The following is a 26,973-nucleotide window of genomic DNA, read 5'->3' as shown; positions in this document are numbered from 1 at the left end:
TAAGACAAAGGAGTCGGGCAGCATGAGATGGCTTTTGTTAGGTTCAGGACAAGCTGCCGCTGCTGTGACGCGCTGGTTTCTACAGATTGGTGAATCTGTAGTGATGGTGGTCATATCAAGCGAAAAAAGTCAAAGCGCGATACGTTATGCAGAACGATTTCCAAACATTGAGCAACTATCTTGGGAACATTTGCCTTATCGTTTACAAGATGCTGCTATTGACGGTGTCATTTTTTGTACGCCGGACACTGAAATCGCGCCCACTGCTGAACGTTTTGTGCATGAAATAGAAAAGATTTCAAAATTTCCCCAAGTGGCCTGGCAACTTTCCGGAGCACTGTCTTCTCAACAGTTAAACCCACTTAAAAGATTCTCTATTTCTGTAGCCAGCGTCCATCCATTGGCAGCCTTAACTTGGCAACTTCCAGATCAATGGGTACGAGGGATGTATTTTGCTCTTGAAGGAGAATCATTGGCCTGTGAATGGGCACAAATCTTAGTGGGTAAAGCTGAAGGACACACCATCCATCTTGCAGAATCAGATAAAGTGCGTTATCACGCAGCAGCCGTTTTAGCCTCTAATGCGCTGGTTGCGCTTGCTGATGCGGTGGCAACCATTCAGCCAACCCAGTATGGTATTGCACCATTCCTGCCCATCATGCGACAGACTCTAGAATCTGTCGCAAAATTGGGTACACATGACGCGCTGACTGGACCAGTGGTACGCAAAGATTTTGCAACCATCGAAAAACATTACAATGCTCTGCAGGCTTTTCCTATTCTGCAATCTTGCTATGCTCAGTTGAGCTTATGGATGGCTGAGATGGCCGACGCCGACCATTCAACGAATGTCCGAAAAATTCAATTACAACGCATCTTTGTTGATGAACTGTCTCATGATAGAAAGAAAAGAAATCGTGATCGAGAAAAATAAGGAGTGGAGGTAGAACCAAAATGACCCAAATCACGATACGCAATCTTTTACAGATGAAACAGAAGAAAGAAAAGATTGCTATGCTTACTGCTTATGATTATCCAACTGCGCGAATCATGGATCAATCAGGATTACATATTTTGTTAATTGGTGACTCACTCGGCATGGTTGTACAAGGCCATTCAACAACCTTACCTGTAACTTTGGATCACATGGTCTACCATACGCAAATGGTTTCCCGCGCCGTCGAAAGAGCCATGGTTGTGGCTGATATGCCCTTTTTGACACATAACGTATCGACAGAGGATGCATTGCGTGCAGCTGGGAGAATCATGCAAGAAGGCGGTGCACAAGGCGTCAAAATTGAAGGTGGCCGTGAATTGTCAACGACTGTGGAACGCTTGGTAGGAGCAGGTATACCTGTGATGGGTCATATTGGCTTAACACCGCAGTCGGTGCATGCTCTTGGTGGGTTCCATGTGCAAGGACGGACAGAAGAAGCTGCCATTCGACTTCTAGAAGACGCTTTGGCACTGCAGGATGCAGGAGCTTTTGCCATAGTCCTGGAAGTCGTGCCCGCAGAAGTGGCTCAAGTGGTGACAGAAGCATTATCCATACCAACCATCGGCATTGGTGCAGGCCCTCATTGTGACGGTCAAGTGCTCGTCTTTCACGATATGGCAGGCTATACTTCCGGTTACATTCCCAAACACAATAAGGCCTATGCTCATCTGGCCGACATCCTCAAAGAGGCGGGGGTGAAATATGTTTAGGAAGTGCAAAACGGAGAATTCCCTGGACCACAACAATCTATACATCTTCGTTCGGATGAAAAGAGTATGCTGACGAAATTGCAGCAACACGCCGCAACTCATGATAGGCAAGGAGAGATGCGCCCATGAGAATAACATGCACGATTCAGGAAACTCGGGAAAGATTGGCAGAAGCCAAAGCAGCCGGCAAAAAAATTGGCTTTGTTCCAACCATGGGCTACTTGCATGAGGGACATGCTCGACTTGTGGAAGTTGCAGGAAAACATTGTGATTTTGTAGTGGTCAGTATTTTTGTAAATCCTACTCAGTTTGCGCCTGGTGAGGATTTATCCACCTATCCAAGAGACGCTGAACGAGACGAAGCATTGCTAAAAAAAGTGGGATGTCAACTTCTCTTTCGTCCAGATGAAAAGGAGATGTATCCAACTCCTTCGTTGACAAGAATTGAACTTCCCGAACTGGCGAGCCAACTTTGCGGAAAATCGCGACCCACACATTTTCAGGGCGTAGCTACGGTTGTTGCTAAATTGCTCCATATAGTCCAGCCAGAATTTGCCTTCTTTGGTATGAAAGATGGACAACAACTCGCCATAGTCAAACGTATGGTGGAAGATCTCAACTTTCCTGTCCAAATTATTGGTGTGCCTACCGTTCGTGAAGAAGATGGACTGGCTAAAAGTTCACGCAATGTTTATCTGAATGAACATCAACGACAAACTGCGCCGCAAATTTATCAGGCATTATTGAAAGGTAAAGCGGCTATTGAAGCAGGAGAGACCGATCCAAATCGTGTTCGGCAAATCATCTACAGTCATTTGCAAGACCAGCCAGAATTGCGAATTGACTATGTGGAAGTGGTGCGACTCTCTGATTTACAACCTGCCGCGCAAATCGAAGGCGATATCATGTTGGCCGTTGCAGTTTATCTCGGCAAGGCACGCCTCATTGACAATCTGCAACTGCATGTCAAAAACAGCACATCAGGTCAGAGGCGTCAAGTTTTGGACAAAGGATTGGATATCCTCTAAACCCCAATTTTCTGATGGATTCCTTACAATCACCAATATATTTTGTCCATTTTGATATTGTATAAAAAGAGCGTGGCGCGTCGGTTGATTAGGCGTTTGGAAAGTTTCCCAGTCAACCGTTTGCGCCGTTTCCATTGGGCCCAAATGTTCTACCATATCCGGTGAGTCAAGAACAAGAGAATGATTTGACTCATAGACTACGTAATCCGCATAATTGAGGGTCAATATACCTCCCCCGTCAGCTGAAACAGATTGAAAATCGCCCAATCCAATTTTGCCGTTGGGCAGCAAAACATTGGCCAAATGGCTATGATTCGCCGCCTCCCGAATTCGACTAAGTTCCGCTCCCTGACTGGCTGAATATAGATTCCCCCCTTCTACCGCCTGTACCAAACGTACACAGCCACCTATCACAACAAGCGATAGCAACCCTGCAACAGCAACCCTTGTACGCTTCCCTATTTTGCGACGATAGTGATGGCCACGCCTGGTTTTTCGCCATCTCAAACGATTCATGGCAATTCTCCTCCCTTTTTTAGGGATACAAAATACATCCTGTAGCAACAGGATGTACCAAGCGTTGGGAGGAAATACCCTTTCTATTGGAAAACTTTTGTTGGATCCAGGAAAAGATTAATCGGGGTCAAACATACTTTCTCGGAGTACCCGATCAATACGTCTTCGTTCGTCTTTGGAGAGCTCTTTGCCTTCGTAATTTTCCACGTAATCCAAAAGTTTTTCTGCCCCTCCCTGGCTTACTAAAAACATCGGCATTCGGCTATCGCCATCAACATCCAAATGAACATCTGGATTTGAAAAATAGACAATGCCTTGCACCCAAACACGCACACCTTCTTCTTTCAGCCGCTCTGCCAATCGGTAGACATGCGTTCCCACCTGTTTGAGAGGAGAGTATACACGTTTTTCATACGTGTGACCGCTTGCAGTTGTTTTATATTGAATCCAATCCGATTCTTCCGTTTGACCGACTATCGTTCCTACAATATTTTTGGTTTCTACAACAAACACACCATGAGGAGCAACAATCACGTGATCAATCTGGCTCGATTTCCCGTCCCATTCTACAACCAGATTAGAATATACCGTGTATCCACTGGGTAATTCGCTAAAAGCGAGTATCGCTGCCTCTTCCCCTGCCAGACCTGCTCCAAGTACATTCATTTCTGTTCGTACTCGCTTCAATACCATAGCAGCTACAGCAATCGTCAACATACCTAGCAACGAATACATAGGTCTCGTAGCCATTGGACCGATGAGAAACAATAGAGCACCCACAGCTATAAAAAACCACGCATAGCGGCGGCGGCGGCGCCAATCATCGAGATCGGACTCCAGATGATTCTGTTCACCCTTGACAATTTCGGCCATCATCAGCTGTCTCCCTATGACAAAGTTTTCATAGACAGTATAGGCCGAACCATAGGTCATTTATACTCTTCCATCAACCGCAACAGGTTAAAAATCCGGATTATTTTGGAGAAAACCGCGCCACATACCTGCTATTCTCTGATGCATTTCACTTGGCATCATGGCTAATCGTTGTTTGGCATCGCCGTAGCCAATTTCAGTTTCACCACGCAGATAATCCGCAAATACTCCATCAGCAAAAGCATCCAACGGTTCACCAAACGTATGCAAACCCACACCACCTAAATCGGTATTGACCGCAGGTGGCAAAATTTCTACCACACGCACTTGGGTATCCGCCAATTGTTCGCGTAAAGAGAGGGTGAAAGAGCGCAGCGCTGCTTTGGTAGCACTGTATATAGGCGCAAAGGGTGCGGGAATCAAGGAGAGACCCGATGTAACTTGAATGATGGTCGCACGCTCCTTACTGCGCAAATGCGGTAAAAATAGAAGCGTCAAATGGATTGCCGCCTCTAAATTGATAGCAATTTCCTCTCGCAATTCTGACCAGGAACGGTCAGAGATTTTTGTCAGATTGATCCGCTTTTGAATGCCTGCGTTATTCACCAGCAAATTGCACTCTGGGTAATTTTCCACAACCCAATGGTAAAGTTCCACGCGACTTTCTTCATCTGCAACATCAGCAACACGTGTAATCAGACGCGGATGCTTGTCTTGAGCCTCTGCTAATTTCTCGGCACGTCGACCAACCACAATCACCTGACAACCCTGTGCTAAAAAGCGTTCAGCTAAAGCCAATCCAATACCTGTAGCGCCACCAGTGATGAGTACCGTATCAGTTGTGTTTGTCAATTTTGTAACCTCTCTTTCATGCATGTTCATCGGTACGTCTTGGCTGTTTGTAAAAATGAGCCAAGGCGGTTGCCAAGAGTTTTTGCTCATGATTCAAAACCTCGCCACGAAAAACAAGGATGGCACGGCTGTTTTGAATCGGCATGATGCGTGCTTGCAAAACATCTGAAAGACGTCCTGGGGCTATAAAATCGACTGACAAATTGAGTGTTAATGCCCTGCCTACAGAATGATCGACCGCAAACGCTGTTTCTGCCATAGCGGTGTCAATAAAAGCTGTCATCAATCCACCATGGAGAATGCCATAACGATTGAGCATTTCTTCTTGAACGGTCATTTCGTAAATATAGGCTCCATCATGCAGTCCACAATTTTCAAATTTCATCATCTCTTGTACAAACGCCAATGGGCGGTGATAAGTCGCTTTTTTTGCTTCAATCAAGCGATAGATAGCCTGTAACTCTTCTTCTGGCATACCCTGCAACGATTCTATAATTTTCTCTTTCATAAACATCGCCTCTCTTCTTATCTGACTTTACCGCCCATCTATTTACTGTGCAGATGGTTGATAAACCGCTGTATCTTCTGCACCCACCAACGGTTTTGGATAGGGGAAGAGATCGAGTGCACTCACAATTCGACCCTCTGTATCTTTAAAGACCACATGTTCACGTGAAAATTCACGCGGACTGGCTAACCCACAGGCCGCCGCCAAAGCAAAAACACTTTCACGCACATGGAGAATGTAATTCATAACGCGATATTGTTTCTCTTCCGGTACAAGCGCTGACATGTATTTGGGATCTGTCGTGGTAATACCCGTAGGACATTTTCCTGTATGGCACTGCATGGCCATAATACATCCGTTGGCAATCATAAATCCGCGGGCAGAGTTGACAGCATCCGCACCAAGCGCAAGGGCAATCGCAACTTTGTCAGGGGTAATCAACTTGCCAGATGCAAAAATTTTAATGCGATCACGGAGTCCATAACGGCGTGCCGCATTATCGACCTCGACCAGGGCTGAGAAAAGCGGCAATCCCATGCCATCGGCCATAGCTTTGAATGTCGCACCGGAACCTCCTTCGCTGCCATCCACAGTTAGGAAATCCGGACAGATATTCAACTTCTTCATAGCTATAAACAGTTTTTGCAAACGTTCCACGTTACCCACAACAATTTTCAAACCCACAGGTTTTCCGCCTTTTTCCTGCAACTTTTTCACAAACTCCAACGCTTCTTCTTCGTTATGAAGGAACGGAAACCGATTCGGAGAGTTGACCGTCTGTCCCACGGGAACTTTTCGTATATGGGCAATTTTCTCGTTGACTTTAGAACCTTCCAGATGGCCGCCGCGGATTTTGGCACCTTGATGAAATTTCAACTCAAAAGCCACAATGTTGGGTTGAGCCGCATGGGCAGCAAATTCCTCGAAAGAAAACTGACCGTGATCGTCCCGAAAACCAAACAACCCAGGCCCAATTTGGGCTATCACATCTACGCCTGTGGATAAATGCTCTGGTGCTACACCTCCCTCACCCGTGTTCAGCCACGCGCCGCCAGCCATAGCCGCGCCACGTCCTGTAGAAAGAATATAGTGCTCTCCGACGGCACCATAAGAGGTAGCAGAGACTCCAAACATACCTCGTAACTTCCAGGGATGTGGCCGCGATTCACCCACCACCACAGCGTCCTCTTCTGAATACAACCAACGTTTGGCCGAATCATTCACAATCTTTTCATGACGCGTGAATAACCCTTCATGAACAATGGTGTATTTTTTGGCTGGAATGGCTTCATCATTCGCAGCACGCAACTCGCTGGTCAGTTTTGGAAAAACATCATTAGCCAAATAAAGACCTGGCTTTTCAAAATCACGTTTCCCACCAAAACTGATTAAATCCGTACGATATTTCCCCGCAAAGACAACTGCTAAAAAATCAGCCCGGGAAAAAGGTCGTCCTTCCGTATCATTGTCAAACCAATACTGACGAAACTCTGGACCGAGTTTCTCCAAAAAATATCGCATCCATCCGAGATAGGGATGCGCACGTATCACAGAATGCTGAGGTTTTCTGGAGAGCACATAGAGATAACCCAATACTCCAATCGGCAAAACTACGAGAATAAAGATAACCGCAATCAGCAGTATCAAAATCGTTGTTTGCACGGCCATTGCCTCCTCTTTGTTCGGGTTCCAAATGGATGGTTTAGCAAAATCCTCCCCGGTTCATTTTCTACCCTAGCAAGGTCTATAAAAAATATCAAACATCCATTAAATGTAAAGCTGTATCAAACAAATACTCTGCCAACAACTGCATAAACCTTGCCGCAAAGAAGCACATTAGGCACAGCGGAGGGATGTACGATGAATCAACATTGGATACGTTACTTTGCGGTAACCGCTGTTACACTGCTGGCTGTTAGCGGTTGCAGCGTGCCCAGACAACACCAGCGCAACGGCACGAATACAGAAGTGAAAGCAACAGGGGCAAGAGCGCTCCCTTTTGAAACCGTGTTGGTCACCAATAGACAAGGTATGAACGATCTCGGTGCAAACGATGGTGCCTGGAATGGACTAGTCAAGTCGCATGAGATGGCAGACACTCAACCAGGCGTCGTACAATCTCATACAGTTGCGGATGAAATGAGCAATCTCGAACAGTTGGGCGAGCAGCATGTTCAATTCATCGTGGCTTCTAGTGGAATTCGAGAATCTGCGGTTCGAGCGGCTGCCAAGAAATATCCACTTACGCATTTTCTGTTGCTGGGTCAAGCAACGACAGGTCAAGCGAATGTTGCTGGTGCTGTTTTTGACACTCAACAGGCAGCATACGCCATGGGATATCTGGCAGGTTTAGCAGACAAGTCAAAGAATATGAATAAGCCCCAGAAAGTAGCAGTTCTCTATAATTCACAAAGTGCACAAGAGTTAGCGAATGCTCATGCGTTTGCCAAGGGATTTTCTCAAGCATATCCAGGACAAAAGCCTATGCTCATGCGTCTCCCGACTCCGTTTGCATCCATGTCTATCCAATCTGCCATCCACAACGCTACGGAAAAGGGAGCGTTTTTAATATATGGCGCAGGCAACGTGGAAACAGGACCACTCTTACAAGCAGCCGAAACTTCATCTCTACAAATTATGAACACAGGTTACGATGCGGCCAGTAGATTCCCACAACATGTACTTGCCAGTTTAGTCCCTCAGTACAATTTAGCTGTAGAGAATGCGGTTTCAGAGGTCGATCACAATCAATTCAAGAGCAACACAGCCACTTACAACTTGCAAAACCACGGCGTTGTCGTTAGTGTAAGTCACGATTGTCCCATGGAATGGTCGATTGCTGAAGACCGAGTTTTGCAATCTTTTGGGACAACCAGTGTTCGTCATACCTGACCTGAATTTAAACGCCAAGCAGCGCCGGATATGAGAGTTAAGGGAAGTTTTGTATACCAGGTTTATTGTGACGCAAATTCGAAAACAAAAGGGGCTGTCCCTCAGTTATGGACTGATTTGCGGACAACCCCTGTTTCATCTTGCCAAATTCAGATTACATATGCATCATCAAATTAAGTTTAAAAAATGTTACTTTTTCGTCTTTAAACGCAACTGATGAGAGACTGAAACCCACAAAGAAACCATCAAAGATAGCCATAAAATACCTGCCGCTATAGTGTGATGATGCAAAACAGCAGAAATTGCAGCTAGCAGGATGCCAACTACTAAAATAGAAGCAAGGCGCCCATCATCTACTAGAAGTCCCCATAGGGTTTTCAAAACACTCATGATTGGCTGACCTCCCCAGGAGTTTGCGATGAATCCTCTCCATGCGAAGAACGTAGAGCTCGCTTACAACGAGTGACCAATATATATGAGAGCAGGAGCAAAGTTACAATTAAATAAATAATAGACAAATCCTGATTAGGCCAACGTACATGAAAACTTTCTCCTAACCAGTAGGTTCCGAAAGAGGTGAGCATAATGCCGACAATAAATTTCATTGTGTTTTCAGGAATTTTAGATAAGGGCTGCTTTGCAATGATACCGAGTAAGATGACAACAACCGTGGCTATAAGAGCGCCAAGCACAGCAGATGAAATCGAATGCGAGGCCAATCCGAATGTGATGACAATAAAAATAGCCTCAAGACCCTCTAAAAATGTTCCGCTAAACGTTGTGGCAAAGGCAAATCGATCTATACCAGGCTTTACTTCTCCAGCCGCCTTCTGACGCTGTACTTCTTCTTCATAGCTTTCGGCTTCATTATGCAATGCTTTCAGTCCCGCATAACGAAGAATTGCCTTGCGTAACCAACGTATACCAAACAGCAGCATAAACAAACCAACCATCAACTGCACCCAAAATAAATCAATCACCTTAGCTAAAGGCGCACCTATCAGCGTAACCAAAATCGCTAAAACCAAGACAGCAGAGAAGGCGCCAAGCAGCGCATTTTTCCACCCGCGAATGGCCGCTACGGCGAGAACAATGGTCAACGCTTCAATGAATTCCACACCTGTACCTAAAAAGCTAGAGAGGACAGCAAACCCGTTCATGAATAGATCACCCCAATTTTTTTTGGTATCGTGACTGCTCACTCTCACCTCCTGCAACTAAGGTACAAGATTTCTTTTCCGTCCATACCCATACCTTACTCTTTATGGGGTACGCTTCTGACTGCCAAACCTCTAAAATTTCTTTTCCATGAGGCAACAAGATTTCCACTTTATAAAGCCACTGTGCTCCATGATAAGCTCTTTGCATAATGACACCTGTCCAGCTAAAAATATGATCGCCAGAAGAGAGGGACGGATGAAATCTGTCCTTCCATTCCACAGTTCCATCATAAGTATGGAGATGTAAGTGATGAGGACGGAGGAGAAGCAAGTACGGCATACGCTGGACAACTTTTTTGCCATCAAGCAACATCTGATATCCTTTCCAGTCTACCATAATCGATGAATGATCTGAACGTACAACTTGTACGGGTAAAACATTGGCAGCTCCCATAAAATGCGCCGCAAAAGCCGTACTGGGCTGAGTATACAGCCCTTGAGGAGAACCTGTCTGTTCCACTTTTCCCGCATTCAACAGTACGATATGGCTAGCCATGGACAAGGCTTCAATTTGATCGTGTGTCACGTAAATGGTTGTCGTCTTAGCTGCAGATGAAAATTCTAGTATTTCCCAGCGCATTTGTTCACGCAATTTAGTATCCAAGGAAGAAAGAGGTTCATCCATCAAAAGAATCTGTGGATTTGGAGCCAGGGCTCTGGCTATAGCAATTCTCTGCTTTTGTCCTCCTGAGAGTTGATGAACCATAGCATGTCGATATTCCTGCATGCGAACCAGAGAAAGGACTTCCTCCACACGATCGACAATCTGTTGGCGAGGCAATCTTTTCACCTTAAGTCCAAACGCAACGTTTTCAAATACCGACATATGTGGCCAGAGTGCAAAATCCTGAAACACCATACCCACATTGCGCACTTCTGGTGGTACAATATAACCGGGTCTAGCCCAAACCTCTCCAGCTACTCTTAATTCACCTGCTTGAATGTCTTGAAACCCTGCTAAAATCGACAGCAATGTGGTTTTTCCACACCCTGATGGACCTAATAGAGCTAAAAAAGCCCCAGAAGGAATATTCAAGGTAATGTTTTGTAAAACTTCTTTGTCTCCATAGCTTTTACTCACTCCCCGAAACTCAATCAGCATAGGGCATATTCTCCTTTCGCATGTCTAACGTACCGTTCAACAAAGTTTCTACTCGACTCCAACAGAGTTGGAAGAACGTAAAAGCATAGACTCTACCCATCTTCCCAGCATATACAGAAGGAGTACAATGATGAGTCCAAGAATGGACATTGCTGACCCCCGCGCAAATTCAAAAGCATTGAATTTCTGTTGAATCGTCTCTGGAAAAGGTGGCGAACCTGGTGGATAAAGCAAAGATGAGGCAGGAAGCTCAAACATTGTGCCGGTCATGGTCATAAAAAATGTTGAGACCGTCGTCGTTCGCACCAATGGCATGACAATTTGTGCAATCACTCGCAAGTTGGAAGCACCTAAACTAAATGCGGCAGTCGCAAGATTCCCAGACACTTGCTGCATGCTCCCTATCTGCAAACGTACAGCGTACGGCAATGAGCCTGCTAAATAAGCCATACCCAGACATATCGGCGTGCCGTAAATGACGAAATGAAGTGGAATAAGCCATGTTGCATTGTAAGCAAAGATGAAACCGGCTGCTAAAACAATACCCGGAACTGCAATGGTAGCTATCATTAACAAATTGATAAATTGATTGATTTTAGAGCGACGAAACATCATCTGATAGGCCAAAAAAAGCCCTAAAATCATTGTTAAAAATGCATTTGTCAACGCGTAGACCAACGTGCGTAAAAGCGCTTGAAGACCACTGCCTCCTGGTTTGAATAGACTCTTATAGTGGACGAGTGTCCAACTATGGGCATCAAGATGAGTCACATAATTTTTCAAAAGTGATTGAATGATGGTCGATCCGATGGGTAAAAAAAACGCTAGAAAAAGTATAAAAAAAGCCACAAGACTGAAACCACGATGATGGTTGCGTATTTCGGTTTGTTCTTTACTGTGTGTACTGATGGTGGCAAAAGAACGTGTTTTCAAAAAATGAAATTGCAGATAAAAAGCTAAGCCCATGATGACGATTAAAATCAGCGACAAACTGGCAGCTGAAGGGTAATTTACAGGCGTCTGGTCTAGAGAAGCGTATATTTGATACGTAATAAGCGGAATGTGCATCTGCGGAGTGATGGCTGCAGCCATACCAAAATCTCCGAATCCTTCAGCAAACGCCAACGACGCACCCGCTAAAAGAGCTGGTAAAAGCAAAGGCAATGTAATGCGTCGCAAACGATACCCTGCATTAGCGCCTAATAATCGACCTGCTTGTTCATACTCTAAGCCAATATTTTGAATGGACGGCACAAGAGCAAAATAAATAAAAGGAATATACCGCAAGGCCATGACCACAACGAGTCCTTCTTTTGAAAAAAACCATTGTGTCAATCCGTTTGGCAAATTCAACAATTCACTAAGAATACCTCCTTCTTGCATCAAACTCACCCAGCCCTGGGCGATGACATAGGAAGGAGCAAAAAAGACAATCCATACGGCAGTGTCTAAAATTTTGCCCATTTTCTTTCCACCACGAACTCTTGCAAAAGCAACCAACGTCGCCAAAAAGGTTGCCAAGATGGCAGAACCAGCTCCTAAAATAAGAGAATTGACTATGGCTTGCCCATTCAGAGGATTAGCAAAAAGTTGTTGCAAGGGTTGCCATGATGGTTTCCAAGATATAGGTGTATTAAAAACATTAGGAAATCCTACTTGAAGCAACAACGCTGCCAGCGGATAGAGAATGAGAAGAAAAAAAATCAGCAAACCGGGCAAAGAACCCAGCCCGCTGAAAAATGGCCTCCACTTCTGCTTATTCCGTAATGTTGTCATGGAACCATTCCTGAATTTGATTTTCCTGATTGGCAGCTTGTACAGGATTGACCCTTACCCAGTGAATACCATTTTGTTGTCGCGCTGGATTGGGAGATTCTCCTTGAATAATAGGATTAAAATATGAATCTCCTCCACCATTTTGCGGATTCAACATGACCTGTTGCCCTTGATGAGAAAGAACAAATTCAACGAATTTTTTGGCTGCAGCCATATCTGGAGCGTTTTTATCGATGCCCAAAACATCCGGTAACGTGAATACGCCAGATGAAGGATAAATGATTTGAATAGGTGCGCCCTTCTCTTTTGCAGCTACTAATGCAGAATCCTGAATCATAATAGCCTTGACCTGACCTTTTTCTAAAGCCTGCAATGTGACACCATTGGTTGGAAATATTTTTAACCCATTTGCCTTTAGACGAGTGAAAAAAGCTTCCCCCTGCTGTTTGCCCATCAACTGTAAAATCCCCGCTACAAAAGGAAAGGTAGGTCCTGAAATAGCCGGATCGTTCATAGCAATCTCATTCTTCCAATAGGGTTTAAGCAAACTGCTCCAATCGGTAGGATATTCAGAAGGAGAAACAAGTTTGGTATTGACAGCAATAGCTGCAGCTGCTGTTACACCACCTGGAAAATAGGCGTCACTAGAGGGAACCAATGATTTGCCCAGACTTGTATAGTTGTCATAATCGCTAGGCTTCCAGCCCTCCAGAAGCATCCCTTGATTGGCAAGCGCCTGCATGGTAGCTGCTCCATCAAACCAGGCAACGTCCCAATGAGGATTGCTTTTTTCAGCTTCCAATTTGGCGACAATCGTACCTGTTGAATTATCGTCTAGTTTCACTTGAATTCCTGTTGCTTTTTCAAACGCTTGAGCCATGGCTGAATCATAGCCTTGCGCTGAATAGAGCACCAATTGCTGATGACCAGTTGAGCTTACTGATGTAGTGTGGTTCTGTTGTTGACTGGCATTTGCATTTGTCGTGGATGCAGCAGTTTGACATCCTGATACCAAAAAGCCCAAACCTAATAATGAACCGAAAATACCCAACAATTTGCCATATCTCATGTTCAATCAATCTCCACTCCTTCTGTAGACATGCTTATGAACAAAACACGCGCAAACCCTCTAAAGGCTTGCGCGTGTAGACTAACAAATGAATATAAATGATAAATAAATTTCTCGTAAATATTTGTAAACTTATGATGAGGAATGTGTAAAGATTACAACACCGAAGTGGAAACGGCTATGGAGCTCTCTCGTCCTAAAGAACATGCTTCGACTATTTCGCGCCATTCCATATAGCGGCGCAAAATATCTTCTTCTATCAATTCACTTCCACGCTGTACTTCGACGAGTTTCAGTCTATCCAACGCACGAATGGCATGCCACTGTTCAGCATATACTCGAACCACATCTCCTGCACCAATGGGGAAAATACGATTGTCCAAAGCTACTTCTCCGTGTCCTTCTAAAATCGTCCAAGTCTCCGTGCGATGGAAATGTTTTTGGTAGGAAAGGTTGCAGCCAGGGGAAATTTCAATCCACTTGGTCAATACTTCTCCCTCTTCAAGTTTTTGATAATCGAGCACTCGATAACTTCCCCAGCGCCGTTCTTCATACATAGGTCTTCCTTGAAAAGGTTCGACCACATCTTTTAAGTGGGCGCTAGCCTCTTTATCTGCAACGAGTATGCCATCCGGCGTGGCCGCAATCATCATTCCCTGCACACCCAGCGCTACCACGGGAATACCCAGTTCGTTTAACACATGCGTCTCCTGGCAATCTTTTAGAACACCCGAACCAAGTAACGGCTGACTCATTTCTTCAGACAAACTCGCCCATGTACCTAAATCTTTCCATACTCCTCGATAAGGTAAAACGGCAATTTTTCCCGTTTTCTCTACAACTTCGTAGTCGAACGATCTTTTCGGCAACTCTAAAAATTGTCCTCGCAATCCTTGATAAGTGGCGTGATAACCTCTGCTTGCCAGCCAATGGCGCAAAAAAGAAAGACGAAATGCAAACACTCCGCAATTCCATAAAGCGCCGCGGTCCATCAATTTTTGTGCAATATCTGATGAAGGTTTTTCCACAAATTGTTCCACCCACGCTATACCATCCGTGGATTCACCAGGAACAATGTAGCCAAATTTGCTTGTGGGCTCTTCAGGAACGACTCCCATTAATACCATATCGGCTGACGATTCCTGTAGAACTTGCTCCAAACGAACAATTTGTTGAAAATAATGATTCTCCACAAAATGATCGACTGGTACCACGGCCACCACTTCATCTGGTGAAATTCCTTCTCTATCCAACAGATATAAAGCAGCCAAGCTGATGGCAGGAAATGTATCCCTGCGAGCTGGTTCTTGAATAAAAGAAATTTCTCCCAGTTGACTTTGCACCAATTCCCACTGCGCTTTGGACGCACAAACATAGGCGTTATTTTGCATACCCACGTCTTCCAACTGCTTCCACACTCGTTGCAACATAGACACAGGTTGACCCGTTTCCTTGTCTGGCAGTACTTTAAGAAATTGTTTCGATCTCGCTTCATTGGACATGGGCCAAAGCCGTTTTCCAGAACCTCCGGAAAGAAGAATGATTTTCACACCAAACGCACCTTTCTTGCGCACTCTATGACGAGTAATAACCTAAAAAGTAAACCATCTGAATGAAAGTTTCGCCACGAACCTATTGAAACCTGCTGATTTGCTTCTCCCTACAATACCTTCGGCAACACAACGGCCTCATTTTGAACATGGGGTGTAAACCAGCGTATACCTATACTTGGAGCATGTCCGTCACTTGGAGAAACCACCAATTGACCATCAGGGATGCGAGTCGAGCCCACAAAGATGCTGGTGTGCATGGGATGGGGTGTGTAAAACGTTATTCCTCTCAATTCAGACAGACTTGGCCAATGTTTACCAAACACCGGATCGTACAAGGGGTCAATATGAATTTCCAGCCACCGCCCCCGTTGAAGCAAATGATAGTGGAGTTGACTGTGAACCCGTTCATAAGTCAGTAATCGACTCGTTCGAGCCACCAATATTTTCCCATCATCCTGCCAGTGCGCCAAGGTCTGCAAAGCTTGGACCGCATTTTTTGGAAGACAGAGAAATTCCTGATTGGCAGCTAAATGTTGAGCAACGACCACCGATTTACCTTCACGAACCAATTTTCTCAGATGCACAAGCGAAAGTTCATCATCCAAATCCCCCGCGGTCCACTGCCAAAGAACTTCTCCTCGACTGCCAATCTTTTCATGAGTATAACGAGAAAATCCGTACAAAATGGATCCATCCGGCATATGTACCGGTTTCATTACTTTTTTCAATCCAAAGGATGTACTGTCGATGTCTGTCCACATATAACGAATACCCAATTTACGTGTTACATCTAAATGATAGTACGGAGATTGCGGTACCGCTCCCATTTGATAATAAAAAAACGGGCGCAAATGACGGGAACCAAAGTTATCAACATTAGCCATATTACCGTGATCGATCCATACGGGAACCTGGACACCATCCGAGAGCATACGTTGAACAGCCTTTACTGCAAGCAACCGATGAAAACGTGTACCTTTTTCTGTTACGGTACTGAAATCGCCATAACTATGCAAACTGTCTATCCATCCACAGGATAGATAATGGCGAATTGCGCTAGCTGCATAAGGTTTGAGACTCAAACCGTAAAAATAGGCAAGCTGTTGATGTAACGGAACACCGCCCACATCAATATTTCGTTGAATGTTGCTTCCGTTATAAATAAAAAAAGAATCGGCAATATCCAAACCAAGTCCCCGTCCGTATGGCGTCATATCATACGTGTTGAGAAACTGGTGAATTTGATTAAATTTGCGTAACGTCTGATGATCTGCGTCGCTGGCAATGGCTAACATGGCATGATAGGGATACGGATAGGGACGAAGTTGTACAGGCTGATTGAAGGATTCGAGAATTCTTCCCGGATGTCCAGACACACGCTTCCAAGGCACCATGCCATGCTCCTGGCAGGATGGCACCATAGACAGTGCCGAGATGAATCCGAGAGCAAGCAGAGCGAAACGTTGCCACGCTGAACGCATCAAGGCCACTCCCTTCATCCATACTCCAGAGCAGTCAGGATCGATGAGAGTATGGCCTTAAATGGTCAGCCATAATCAGGGATTTGATTGCGATTCGGGAATAAATTGGAATGTGTGAAGTGTCACGACATTCTGTGCTGAAACACTGGCTTGCACGCGCAGCCATTCATTTTGGCCTGCTACGCGAATCTTTACGCGACCTTTTACCAACAAAAGACGTGTTCCTTGAACATCAAGTTGAACATCAAACTGGGATGCATAATGTACTTGTTGGATGGAATGATGCAGCAGGGGATCCATCTGTGTGATTTGTTTCTGCCAGGCAACAGGGATCACTTTTGCATCAGGATGAAGTAACGCGTAAAGTTCTGGGATTCGATTTTCTGCTGACATATGCACAAATGCCAGAAATAATTCTGTAATGGCATTGGCGGCGGACAGCGGCGCATTGCTCTGTTGATAGGCAGGAGAAGGATTGCCTGTGTATATCAACGTGCCCATGGGTAATGGATTGTTGGCCAGTTGAATTTGTGGCGAATCCATAAGTTTTTTCGACAATTGCACGCTGTAAATGTCACTCGTATGAGCAGCAAGTACGGATTGAGGCGTAGCCTGTACAGCAACAAGCCGAGCAAAAACCAGATAGCGATAGGGTGTTAAATAGAGCGCATCGAGGGGATAACAAGCTTCCAAAATCATGCTGGGAGCTACCGTATTGGGTACGCTTGCACCCACATGTGCGATTTCATGTCCTGTAACCTGATATATATAGGTTTGTCCATAAGACTCAAATACCAGTTGGTCACCACTCTTCAGTCGATTGATGTGGCGAAACCAGGTTGCGTTGTGCGCGGCAATGACACTAGCACCAGGTTGTCCCGGTTCAGCACTGTTTTTTAGATGTCCAGCAGCTACATTGAGCACCGTATCGTCAGTTCCCTGCAAAACGGGTACGCGAACAGATAGACTTGGAATTTGCAGTATACCCATCAGGGGGGCAGATGGTACGCCCCCAAGAGATGCTGCTAACGCTGAGGCTGCAGGAGAAAGTGGAGCCAGAGACTGACGACTGGAACGCAACATTTGTTTGGCCTTCGCCAATTCGGCTTGCCCAATAACGCGACTTCTCAGATAAAAAAATGGAATTCTAGCTGCTATGCCAAGCCCTATGACGCAGAGCGCAATGCCGATAATAGTCAACCAACGTTTGGAAAGCTTTTGCATGACTTACCTGCGCCGGGCAATCCGCAAAACACCCGCGCCAAATCCTAGAAAAGCTAATGCCATAGCAGCTTCCGGCAATACAGGAACTCCCGTAACTGGCTTGGTTGCTGAAACAGTTTGTATGACCGGTGAAAGAACCACATATTCACCTGGTGTAGAAACTGAGAACTTGACGCTGCCCGGTTGAAACGACGCCGTTTGCACCGATTGCCAACCACCGGGGGTCTTCTGAACCAATTCATCTCCTGTTTGCAGAGAAGGGAATTGTAATTGGACACTTAAAGGCGCTTTTAAGCTTGTATTGGCTGAAAAATTGAGGGAGAAACTGGTTACCACGCGATCGCCCGCTGGTATCATTCCTTGAACTTGCGAGGGAGGCAGACTCACAAACAGCACTTCTGATTTTGAACTCACTGCACCTGCTAATGCGGAAACGGTGTATTTGAGAGCACCCAACTGTCCGGTAACCACGCTGCCACTTGGTTTCATTTGTGCATCGGCGCTGACAGAAGACGTGACAGGAATGGAAAGAGGGCTAAGATGAGCTTCAGCCAGTGCTGACTCACCAACCTGTGCCAATACTTCTTGTCCTTGCAGAGTGGGATGGACATCATGCAGGTATAGATCAACATATTCCAATTGATGACCGGCAAAAGCTGAATGCGCATGAGCTACAACCACTTTAGGGAAAGAGGCTGCCTCCTGGCGAATAATGTCATCCATCATTCCTTGAAATTGATTGGTCACCTGATGCAAGGGACTACCAGAAGGAAAGGGATTATAGAGCGTATATAAAATAATGGGTGCCTGACTTTCTTTACGAATGGCTGCTAATGTGGCCTGCAAATTTTCTTTAAATTGGTCAACGAGCTGCATACCACTTTGCATCTCTGACGGCGTCAGTTGCAGCCCATAGGTGGTAGCAACTGTGGAAGCATCTTGCAACAGATTATAGCGAGCGGCAAAATGAAGTAAATCGTTGCTGCCAATGTCCAGTGTAATCAGACTTGCGTGTTGAATACTCGAAGAAATGTCTGGTTGTTGCAAATTGAGCAGCAAATCTTTTGACGTCCATCCAGGCACGCCAAGATTCGTAACAGAAAGGTGATATTGTTTTGCCATCCAATCAGGAAACGCTTCCACAGAGGGAGTTGTATTGCCAGCAGTATCTGGCAAGTTATACCCAAACGTAATAGAATCCCCCAGTGCCACCAAGGTGCCTTCCATGGGGGCTTGCGTTGCCGCCATAACCGTTGGTGCGCTCAGTAGCGCCACTAACCCTGCTGCACCCACTGCGCCAGCAATCAGGCGCGTAGTATGCTTTCCTTTCATATCCATCGCGCTCCTTTGACCCACTTTCAAATCCAAATTCGTAAAGAATACTTCAGTGACTGACACAATGTCTGCTTGTCTGTCTTTCATCATATACCAAATCATTGAAAAGAAGAAATAGTTAAAAAAAAGCCTGGCAAGGATTCAATCATCCCTGCCAGGCTATCCGTATCTGCTCGATTTCTCAATGGCTTGAAACAGTTATTGTCCGTGCGCTACAGTAGCAGCAACCGGCGCAGAAAGTAAATCCTGCAACCAATCCCGCTCATGATGATCTGAATCTGTAAATACAATCAGGACCATATTATCTTCCATCCAATAGAAGTTGATTTGACCCTGTACACTATGAATAGATGATTTATCCAAATTCATGCCCTCAATTTGTTGTTGCAAATTCTGGAGTGTCTGCAGATATTGCAACAGGACAATCTCAATTTCTTCATCATAATCTCTGTCCGAAGCAATACTGTGTCCATTTTGATAGGCCATCCATCCGAGTACGCGAGTTTCTTCATGCAACTTGTAAAAGCGTTGAATCCAATCATCCAATTTTCCACTTTGCAATCCTTGTGAGACCAGACGGAATGGATGTCTATTTACAGGTACACGCTTGACCCCACTGGAAACGTTACTAGCAGAAGCAACAGGAGTCTCGTTCAATGAAGATGAGACAAACGGCTGATGAGCTAACGGCTCTGTTCGGTGTTCTTCAGTCATTCGCTCTACGTCTTCGAGAAGCAGCGATAAAAAATGTTGCACGTCATCCGTATCCACGTTACTGGTGGCTGCTACCTCTGTTTGAATGGGCGCTATCTCATGTGTCTGCGCCAGTTGGCGAAGTACGGTCGCCGCCTGCGAGGCCAGCGACTGTTCCTCCGGCTTCTTGGTTGGTTCTGCTGCCTGCGGCTCAATCATTTGCTTTAATACACGCTCCATAGCCACATCCAGCGAACTTTTTTCCGTTTTATGATGATGACCTGAAGTCTTGCTGTGCTCCAAATCTTCCAATACATTTTCCGCCAAACGTTGGATATCCATAGCTTCCATCCCCTTTCTTTCTGCCCGATCACGATGAACCCATCAGCTAGCTGCTTAGACTGACATTCTGTTTATGTTCCAAAACTTGCTGCAATAATTGAATCGCGCGGCGCGCTTTTTCCTTTTCTTCCTCCGGAGCATCCGGTAAAAGTCCTGTGCGTGCTTGATGCAAAGCAATCAGACCCAATCTTTCCATACGAGCAATTTCTACTGAACTAAGCAAACCTGTGGATTTCGGCAAATCCGCTTTTGACTGCATTTGCTCGGCAACCGCAGCCACACGATTGGTTTTACAAAAAACAGTGGCAATAGCTGCCAGAAGAGCAAGACCGCCTGAAATCCAGAACGCTAAAGCCAACCCATGATGGAATGCTGGCCCAATCATGTTTGGGAAGAAATGCATACCGAGCAATGTAGAACGATTCGCCGCGGACAGATTGTTCAAAATCTGCGCTGGCAACAAATGAGCCATTGGATTATAGCCAAGAAGCGCAGCAAAGAGAGACGCTGTAGGCGGAAGTTTGGAGACCATTTCTGCATACGGAAGTGGTACGCCATGTTGGCTCAACCCATTCAAATACGCTTGCGGCAAACGACTGGCCAATCCACTAATCACAATACTGAAGAAGAGACCCATACTCATTAACTGTCCAGCATTCATGAAAGTGGCTCGCATTCCCGAGGCAACCCCTCGATAACGCGGTGGCACAGAATTCATGATAATGGCTGAGTTTGGCGAAGAGAAGACACCCATACCTATACCAATGATGAAAAGATACGTTGCGAACGTCCAATAATGAAAATTGAACGGTAAAGTATTGATAAGTGCAAAACCACCAGCTGTAATAATCATGCCAGCAAACGTGTACCATTTCGCGCCTGCTTTGTCTGACAAATACCCGCTAATAGGTCCTGCTACCAAGAATCCGACCATCTGCGGCAGCGTGTCAATGCCTGCCTGTAATGGTGTATGAGAGAACGAAACGTTATGGAGCGGCAACCAGATACCTTGCAGCCAAATGATTAACATAAATGACAAACCACCGCGAGCCAAGGCAGCAAATAGTGAGGCAATATTGCCTAATGTGAACGAACGGTGCGCAAATAAATGCAACTGGAAAAGCGGATGCTCCACGTTCATCTCTACAAAGACAAACACAATCAAACAGACTACGCCGCCAGCCAAAGCTGTGACGACCCACGGATTTCCCCAACCCATGGAGCTTGTGCCATAAGGCATGATACCATATGTCAAACCCAGCATAATACCAAGAATTCCCAATCCCAAAAACAAATTCCCGAGCAAATCAAGCGAAGCTTTTACCTTGACGCCAATCTCTTTCAAAGCCAGATACGCCCATATGGTTCCAAAAATACCCACCGGAACATTGACTAAGAAAATCCAGCGCCAATCTCCAGCATCAGCCAACAAACCACCAACAACCAGACCAATAACGCTGCCACCCACTGCAGCAATCTGGTTTAATCCTAAAGCAAAACCGCGTTGTTCCATTGGAAAAGCATCTGTTAAAATCGCAGAACTGTTTGCAAACAGCAATGCGCCGCCGACACCCTGCACCAAGCGGAAGATGATTAATTCAACCTCACCGGCCACACCTTTGCTCCAGGTGATTGAACATAGAATTGAGCCAATGGTAAAGATGAAAAACCCAAGATTATAAAGCCGAACTCGCCCAAACATGTCCGACAGTCGTCCAAAAGTAACAAGAAAAACAGTAGTAGCCACATTGAAACCAAGTAAAACCCAGAGTAAAAGCGAAGTCTGATTGCCCGCCAGCGGATCGACTTGAATACCTTTAAAAATGGCAGGTAAAGCAATAATAAGAATGGTCTGGTTAATAGAGGCCATCAAAACACCGAGCGTCGTGTTAGATAATGCTACCCATTTATAAGATGAGCCACGCCCTGATGCATTGACGGCTGCAACTGATGTAGACATGCGCCTACTCACTCCCCTTCTGTGAAATAAATGTATATTTTTTTGTCTCTAAAGCTTTTTCTGTCATGCGAAGTTTTTCTTCGTAACGATTTTTCATATTTTGCAGATTTTGCATTTTTAACTGAATTTGAGAAAGTGTGCTGCGCAGCATATCAGCCGCTTCCTCAAGCTCAGAACGGCGAATCTCTTCACTGAGACACGCATTGTCCGCATTGAGACGAATCTGGTCAAGCCTAGACTCCACATCCAGCATATGACGAATCTCATTGAGAGAGTATCCCAGATGATTTTTTAAGCGGACAATTTGCTCAAGCTTGCCCACGACCTTTTCATCGTATAGGCGGTGTCCACCGCTTGTTCGAGATTTTGGCGAAATCAGGCCAATTTCTTCGTAATAATGCAGTGTTCTCGCCGTCAGCCCAAGCCGCTGGCAGACGGCTTCTACAGACAGTTCCGCCTCCGCTTGTTCCACTCTCCCCACCTCGTTGTTGATTTTAGACACTCTGATATTTCGCCTCACAAAAAGATACTAACGAAAATGTAACCTTACGTCAACGTAAGGAAGCGATTTCTTTACGGATTTTTTTTGATTTCATTAAATTGCCCATATTTCTTTAGCTCACAATAACAATTACAGACAACTCAAAAAACCTCACCCCCTGAGTTAAAGAAGGGTGAGGTGTGGAAAATCTCTATTCTAGAAATTTCATTAATGTTTGCTCGATTTTGGTTTACTGGGTGCAGGTGCCGATGTCGGTAGCACCGAGTTTCCTACAGGCACTGAATTCCCCTGTCCTCCAGGCGCTGGCGGTGAAGGTGGAGAACCCGTATTCCCAGTACTCGAAGAATTTCCAGTGGTGTTGCCCGGGTTGCCACCATTCGTATTATTTCCCGTGGTGTTTCCCGGGCCTGTGCCGTTTCCCTGACCACTTCCCGGTCCATTTGGTCCCTGTCCAGGTGGGTTGCCGGGATTGTTGTTACCTGGACCGTTGCCTTGATTGGGCAAAGTGGCAGACGGCACATTAATGGTTACTGTCAAGGGAGAGCCCACTGTCTGCTGCGTAGAAGGATCATACGCCTGAACTTGATACGTGTACGTGTTCCCCTGCACAACACCGGGATCGACAAACGTGGTATTTTGCGTTTGACCAATGAAAGTCAAGCTGCTTGAACTTGAATTACTGCTGTTTGCAGAAGAACTGTTGTTTGTTGTATTGCTTGCGCTGTTATTGCTGTTGCTTGCATTGGATGAACTGTCTTCTGCGCGCGAAATTTGATAGACCCAACCATTGTTTTGGCCATTCGCCTTCCAGTTGAGAATAACCTGATTTTGGCTGGCGTTGTAACTAGCCTGTAAACCAGAAATAGGCTGTGAAGTGTTCATAGCTGCATTCGGCAGACCTGTTGCATAAGGATAGGGACCTTCCGGAAATTGTTGCGGCGTCTGACCAGCAAGCGCGTTAACCATCACGTCTCGCCAAAGTTCAGCGGCATTGCCTGATGGGTCGAGCGTCACCCAAGACATATGATGTTCTGGGGTTGTCACGTCATAGCCGATGTAAATGGAACCCACAATATTCGGCGTGTAACCGTCAAACCAGCCCGTTCTTACCCAATTTGGATGATTGCCTACCAATCCAGGAGAATACTGGACTGTCCCTGTTTTACCAGCCACACCCCATCCCTGAATTTGCGCTAACTGACCCGTTCCAAAATCGACAACATCTTGCATCAAACGGGTTAATACGTGAGCCGTATGAGGTGTCATGACCTGCTTGGCTTGAACCGGATCGCGATAAATGACCTGACCGGATGCGTTGACAATTTTATTGATAAGATGCGCTTCCATTTGAACACCATTGTCATCAAACGGCTCATACGCCTGCGCCATCATGATCGGACTGACATCGAGATTCCCACCAATAGCAATACCCAACTGATGAGACGCCTGTTGGCTGACAGGTATACCATCATTTTCCGCAAAGCTCACACCGTTTTGAATGCCGATTTGCTGCAGCAACCAGACAGAAGCAACATTCTGGGACCACTGGATACCGTATTGCAAGGTAATTTTCGGTGGCGCATTGGGATTCCAGTTTTCCGGCGTATACCCACCGCCAAAATCATGTGGAGTATCGTCCAAAACGGACAAATAGTTCCATTTGCCACTTTCGATAGCAGGGCCGTAATCCATAATCGGTTTGATGGACGATCCCGGTGAACTAAGCGAATAGACACGATCAATGCCTAGTCTTGTGTAATCTTGTTTACGGCTGCCTGCTGCGCCTAAGATTGCACCCGTTTTTGGATCAAGGAAGATGGCGCCGCCTTCAACTACTGTACCGGTTGTGGGGCCTGGCCAATCATTGTCATATTTATTCGTAAAGAATACTTGATGCAAAGCCGCCTGAACATTGGGGTCAATCGTCGTATAAATTTTCAAGCCGCCCTGTGAAAGTTCTTCTGGCGAGATGCCATGACGCTGAGCCCAATCAAAGAGAAAATTCGTGAAAAGTGGATGTTGGCTCCAACCACTTTCACCCATAGAATGTGCAGAAACACCCAAAGGTTGCTTCATAGCCCAATCTGCTTTGGCCTGCGAGATATAGCCGTAGTTAGCCATATTTTGCAAGACAATATTGCGCCGCGCTATGGCTGCATGCGGATGCAGCAACGGATCGTATGCAGAAGGCGCTTGAGGCAAGCCAGCTAAAAGCGCAGCCTGATCTAGCGTCAAGTGAGGATCTTTGCGCAAGTCTACGCCAAAATACAATTTGGCCGCCTGTTCGACACCTGTAGCATTAGATCCCAAAAAAACTCGATTCAGATACATGGTTAAAATCTCTTGTTTGGTGTAATGACGAGATAATTGAACACCCAAGACCACTTGTTTAACCTTGTAAGAAATCGACTTGTTGTCGGTTAAGTAGACCATCTTCGCCAATTGTTCCTGAATGGTACTAGCACCTTGATCGGCTCCGCCAGCAAGCAGATCGACATAAGCTGCACGTAAAATAGAACGGAAATCGATACTCGATGGCGAACTCCAGAAGGTATGGTCTTCTGTAGCCACTAAAGCGTTCTGTAAATCCTTTGGAATATCCTGATAGGGAATCGAGGATGAACCATTGCCAATCGTTATATATTTTTGTCCATTACCATCATAGACAACGGTTGGCGAATTAAAATCATTCATTTTAGCTGCATTAAAAGGTGTAAACTGCACCAACAGAAAGAATCCTACAGTAAATAGGATAACCACTACCAAAAGAACAATAATCAGCGTCAAAATTAACTTTCCAATGGAAAATCCGCCTTTTACTGCTTTGGTCGTATTTTTTCCAGCAGGTGCTGTAGGTCGCTTCGATCGCAAAAGGTTCCCTCCTTGGCCGGAGCCTTATTCATCGATAATGATACTTTCTGACAGTCTAACAGAAGATGAGGAAAAGGGCACGGGAAGCCATCACATAGACTTCTTTACCCGTGCCCCCAACTCTTTTGTGTTTTCTTACCTTAAATATGTTTTAAACGCCAACTATACGATGGTGCGGGAATACTGGTTGGTGCTGTTAATGTTTCACTGATCTTTTGATTTCCCGCAATCACGGTTACAGTACCAATGGTTTGCCCAGCAGCAATGCTATGTGCCTTCATTGAATCTAAGTGTACAACGCGATGGACAGTCATTCCAGGCCAACCAACCATGCTAATGGGTGAAGTGGTTGTCACTGTTATTGGATTCGACATCCATGGTACAGACAATTGAGCCACAGGTGTTTGAGCAGGTAAAACTTGAACCACGCGAATCATTTTTTGCGCCTGCTCAGAAAGAGATACACCTTCATTTAAGGCATTCATTAAAGGTTGTAACCCTTCCTGCCCCAGGACCACACCCAGAATGGTCGCTTTTTTGCCATCTACCATCTTTTTGGATGCAAAGACGAAACACCCCCCCGCCTGTGGCGTACTTCCAGTTTTACCAGCAAAAATACCACCTTGACCTAAATTATAATCTACATTATATATCGTTCCTGCAACAGGCACGGTAGCCTGGGCCATGCCGGAAATATCTCGAAAAGCCCGAATTTGAATCACTTTGTTGAACAGCTTTAACAAGTCCTGAGCATCACTCGCACTGCCCGGGTTAAAACCGCTCGCATCCACGTAATGCGTATGAGTCATGCCAAGTTTTTTAGCTTCAGCGTTCATCTGCTGGACAAAAGCAGACTGACTGCCGGCGACCCAGTGAGCCAGAATGTAAGCAACATTGTTACCTGAAGGAAGTAACAAACCTTCTAAAAGCTGGCGCTCGGAAAGTTTTTCCCCCGCAACCACTTTCATCACAGATTCGCCTTGAGCCACATCTTCTTGATAAACTTGCACATCTTTAGGTGTCATGGTTAATTCCGGACCACTTTCACCCACGCCGAGAGGATATTTTTTCAAAGTCAGATAAGCTGTCATAAGCTTGGTCACACTGGCAATGGGCAGTGGAGTGTTGGAACCGAAATGACCCATTTCGCCGATCCCGAGAACTTCCAGTGCCGCTTCGCCTTGCTGTGGCCAGCGTATGGAAGCCTGTCCAGGAACCTGCGCATCTGATGCCAGTATGGGTGTAGCAGTAATTGAAGGTATGGGACGAAGCAACTGTACAACAGGTAGTGCAATCACCAACAAGACAATGAGTAATACTATCCAACGAATTCGCACACTGTACCTCCCACCACCTGATCTGCCTTCGTATGAAAAGCCAGCCGTCAGGTTTACTCTCTTTTTAGGTTTGATGTCTCATCCAGAACTTAGATAGGGCTGAAAAACATTTTATACATAATCTTGCTTTCA

General features: G+C 45.5%; 23 protein-coding genes. 4 read left to right on the top strand and 19 right to left on the bottom strand.

The features are described from left to right. Positions 1–22: 22 nt before the first annotated feature. The 3 genes from BUA75_RS04150 (at position 23) to panC (ending at position 2,735) form a co-directional block, all read left to right on the top strand. A complete protein-coding gene (locus tag BUA75_RS04150) occupies positions 23–934 on the top strand; it encodes a DUF2520 domain-containing protein (RefSeq protein WP_072873329.1) in 912 nt (303 codons plus the stop codon). Between the two features lie 20 nt (positions 935–954). Further along, a complete protein-coding gene (gene panB, locus BUA75_RS04145) occupies positions 955–1,707 on the top strand; it encodes a 3-methyl-2-oxobutanoate hydroxymethyltransferase (RefSeq protein WP_083574066.1) in 753 nt (250 codons plus the stop codon). Positions 1,708–1,832: 125 nt separating this feature from the next. Continuing rightward, positions 1,833–2,735 carry a pantoate--beta-alanine ligase gene (gene panC / locus BUA75_RS04140; RefSeq protein ID WP_072873328.1) on the top strand — a complete coding sequence of 301 codons (903 nt, stop codon included), beginning with the start codon at positions 1,833–1,835 and terminating at the stop codon, positions 2,733–2,735. Here panC and BUA75_RS04135 read toward each other — a convergent pair. The 5 genes from BUA75_RS04135 to BUA75_RS04115 all read right to left on the bottom strand — a co-directional run bounded on the left by BUA75_RS04135 (position 2,688) and on the right by BUA75_RS04115 (position 7,152). Next, positions 2,688–3,251 carry a hypothetical protein gene (locus tag BUA75_RS04135; RefSeq protein WP_072873327.1) on the bottom strand — a complete coding sequence of 188 codons (564 nt, stop codon included), beginning with the start codon at positions 3,249–3,251 and terminating at the stop codon, positions 2,688–2,690. The genes panC and BUA75_RS04135 overlap by 48 nt on opposite strands. Positions 3,252–3,368: 117 nt before the next feature. Next, the gene (locus tag BUA75_RS04130; protein ID WP_072873326.1) at positions 3,369–4,184 is read right to left on the bottom strand and encodes a nuclease-related domain-containing protein; all 816 of its coding nucleotides are present in this window, start codon (positions 4,182–4,184) and stop codon (positions 3,369–3,371) included. A gap of 27 nt (positions 4,185–4,211) precedes the next feature. Next, complete coding sequence (locus tag BUA75_RS04125; RefSeq protein ID WP_129583513.1) at positions 4,212–4,976, bottom strand: SDR family oxidoreductase; 765 nt, start codon at positions 4,974–4,976, stop codon at positions 4,212–4,214. Between the two features lie 16 nt (positions 4,977–4,992). Beyond that, entirely contained in the window at positions 4,993–5,484 is a 492-nt protein-coding gene (locus tag BUA75_RS04120; protein WP_072873324.1) for a PaaI family thioesterase, read from the bottom strand. Positions 5,485–5,526: 42 nt separating this feature from the next. Then, positions 5,527–7,152, bottom strand: a complete 1,626-nt coding sequence (locus BUA75_RS04115) for an FMN-binding glutamate synthase family protein (protein ID WP_072873323.1) — start codon at positions 7,150–7,152, stop codon at positions 5,527–5,529. A 192-nt stretch (positions 7,153–7,344) separates the two neighbouring features. On the opposite strand from BUA75_RS04115, the gene BUA75_RS04110 reads away from it, so the two are divergent. Further along, the gene (locus BUA75_RS04110; protein ID WP_072873322.1) at positions 7,345–8,376 is read left to right on the top strand and encodes a BMP family ABC transporter substrate-binding protein; all 1,032 of its coding nucleotides are present in this window, start codon (positions 7,345–7,347) and stop codon (positions 8,374–8,376) included. Between the two features lie 189 nt (positions 8,377–8,565). Here the strand turns inward: BUA75_RS04110 and BUA75_RS04105 are convergent, their stop codons facing one another. The 14 genes from BUA75_RS04105 to BUA75_RS04040 form a co-directional block, all read right to left on the bottom strand. Next, complete coding sequence (locus BUA75_RS04105; protein WP_072873321.1) at positions 8,566–8,766, bottom strand: hypothetical protein; 201 nt, start codon at positions 8,764–8,766, stop codon at positions 8,566–8,568. Continuing rightward, the gene (locus BUA75_RS04100) at positions 8,763–9,536 is read right to left on the bottom strand and encodes a COG4280 domain-containing protein (RefSeq protein WP_072873366.1); all 774 of its coding nucleotides are present in this window, start codon (positions 9,534–9,536) and stop codon (positions 8,763–8,765) included. The genes BUA75_RS04105 and BUA75_RS04100 overlap by 4 nt, the downstream gene beginning before the upstream one ends. A 7-nt stretch (positions 9,537–9,543) precedes the next feature. After that, complete coding sequence (locus tag BUA75_RS04095; RefSeq protein WP_072873320.1) at positions 9,544–10,698, bottom strand: ABC transporter ATP-binding protein; 1,155 nt, start codon at positions 10,696–10,698, stop codon at positions 9,544–9,546. Positions 10,699–10,746: 48 nt separating this feature from the next. Beyond that, entirely contained in the window at positions 10,747–12,408 is a 1,662-nt protein-coding gene (locus BUA75_RS04090; protein WP_207549703.1) for an ABC transporter permease, read from the bottom strand. Positions 12,409–12,454: 46 nt separating this feature from the next. Continuing rightward, positions 12,455–13,543: an ABC transporter substrate-binding protein gene (locus BUA75_RS04085; RefSeq protein ID WP_129583516.1), complete on the bottom strand. Its 1,089-nt coding sequence runs from the start codon at positions 13,541–13,543 to the stop codon at positions 12,455–12,457. A gap of 155 nt (positions 13,544–13,698) precedes the next feature. Further along, positions 13,699–15,093 (bottom strand): sugar phosphate nucleotidyltransferase, encoded by a 1,395-nt coding sequence (locus tag BUA75_RS04080; RefSeq protein WP_072873317.1) that lies wholly within the window; start codon positions 15,091–15,093, stop codon positions 13,699–13,701. Between the two features lie 110 nt (positions 15,094–15,203). Further along, the gene (locus BUA75_RS04075; RefSeq protein ID WP_072873316.1) at positions 15,204–16,577 is read right to left on the bottom strand and encodes a hypothetical protein; all 1,374 of its coding nucleotides are present in this window, start codon (positions 16,575–16,577) and stop codon (positions 15,204–15,206) included. Positions 16,578–16,652: 75 nt separating this feature from the next. Continuing rightward, positions 16,653–17,801, bottom strand: coding sequence for a class D sortase (locus BUA75_RS04070; protein ID WP_072873315.1), 1,149 nt, complete (start codon positions 17,799–17,801; stop codon positions 16,653–16,655). Between the two features lie 3 nt (positions 17,802–17,804). Further along, positions 17,805–19,133: an SGNH/GDSL hydrolase family protein gene (locus BUA75_RS04065; protein WP_165611944.1), complete on the bottom strand. Its 1,329-nt coding sequence runs from the start codon at positions 19,131–19,133 to the stop codon at positions 17,805–17,807. Between the two features lie 201 nt (positions 19,134–19,334). After that, positions 19,335–20,171: a hypothetical protein gene (locus BUA75_RS04060; RefSeq protein WP_072873313.1), complete on the bottom strand. Its 837-nt coding sequence runs from the start codon at positions 20,169–20,171 to the stop codon at positions 19,335–19,337. A gap of 46 nt (positions 20,172–20,217) precedes the next feature. Continuing rightward, positions 20,218–22,131 carry an MFS transporter gene (locus tag BUA75_RS04055; RefSeq protein ID WP_072873312.1) on the bottom strand — a complete coding sequence of 638 codons (1,914 nt, stop codon included), beginning with the start codon at positions 22,129–22,131 and terminating at the stop codon, positions 20,218–20,220. 4 nt (positions 22,132–22,135) lie between these two features. After that, complete coding sequence (locus BUA75_RS04050) at positions 22,136–22,603, bottom strand: helix-turn-helix domain-containing protein (protein ID WP_072873311.1); 468 nt, start codon at positions 22,601–22,603, stop codon at positions 22,136–22,138. 237 nt (positions 22,604–22,840) lie between these two features. Further along, positions 22,841–25,504, bottom strand: coding sequence for a transglycosylase domain-containing protein (locus tag BUA75_RS04045; RefSeq protein WP_072873310.1), 2,664 nt, complete (start codon positions 25,502–25,504; stop codon positions 22,841–22,843). Positions 25,505–25,644: 140 nt separating this feature from the next. Continuing rightward, positions 25,645–26,841: a D-alanyl-D-alanine carboxypeptidase family protein gene (locus BUA75_RS04040; protein WP_083574061.1), complete on the bottom strand. Its 1,197-nt coding sequence runs from the start codon at positions 26,839–26,841 to the stop codon at positions 25,645–25,647. Between the last annotated feature and the right edge of the window lie 132 nt (positions 26,842–26,973).

This window comes from Alicyclobacillus tolerans (assembly GCF_900142255.1).
GTDB classification, from domain to species: Bacteria; Bacillota; Bacilli; order Alicyclobacillales; family Alicyclobacillaceae; genus Alicyclobacillus_I; species Alicyclobacillus_I tolerans.
This window is presented reverse-complemented; position numbering and strand designations above follow the sequence as displayed.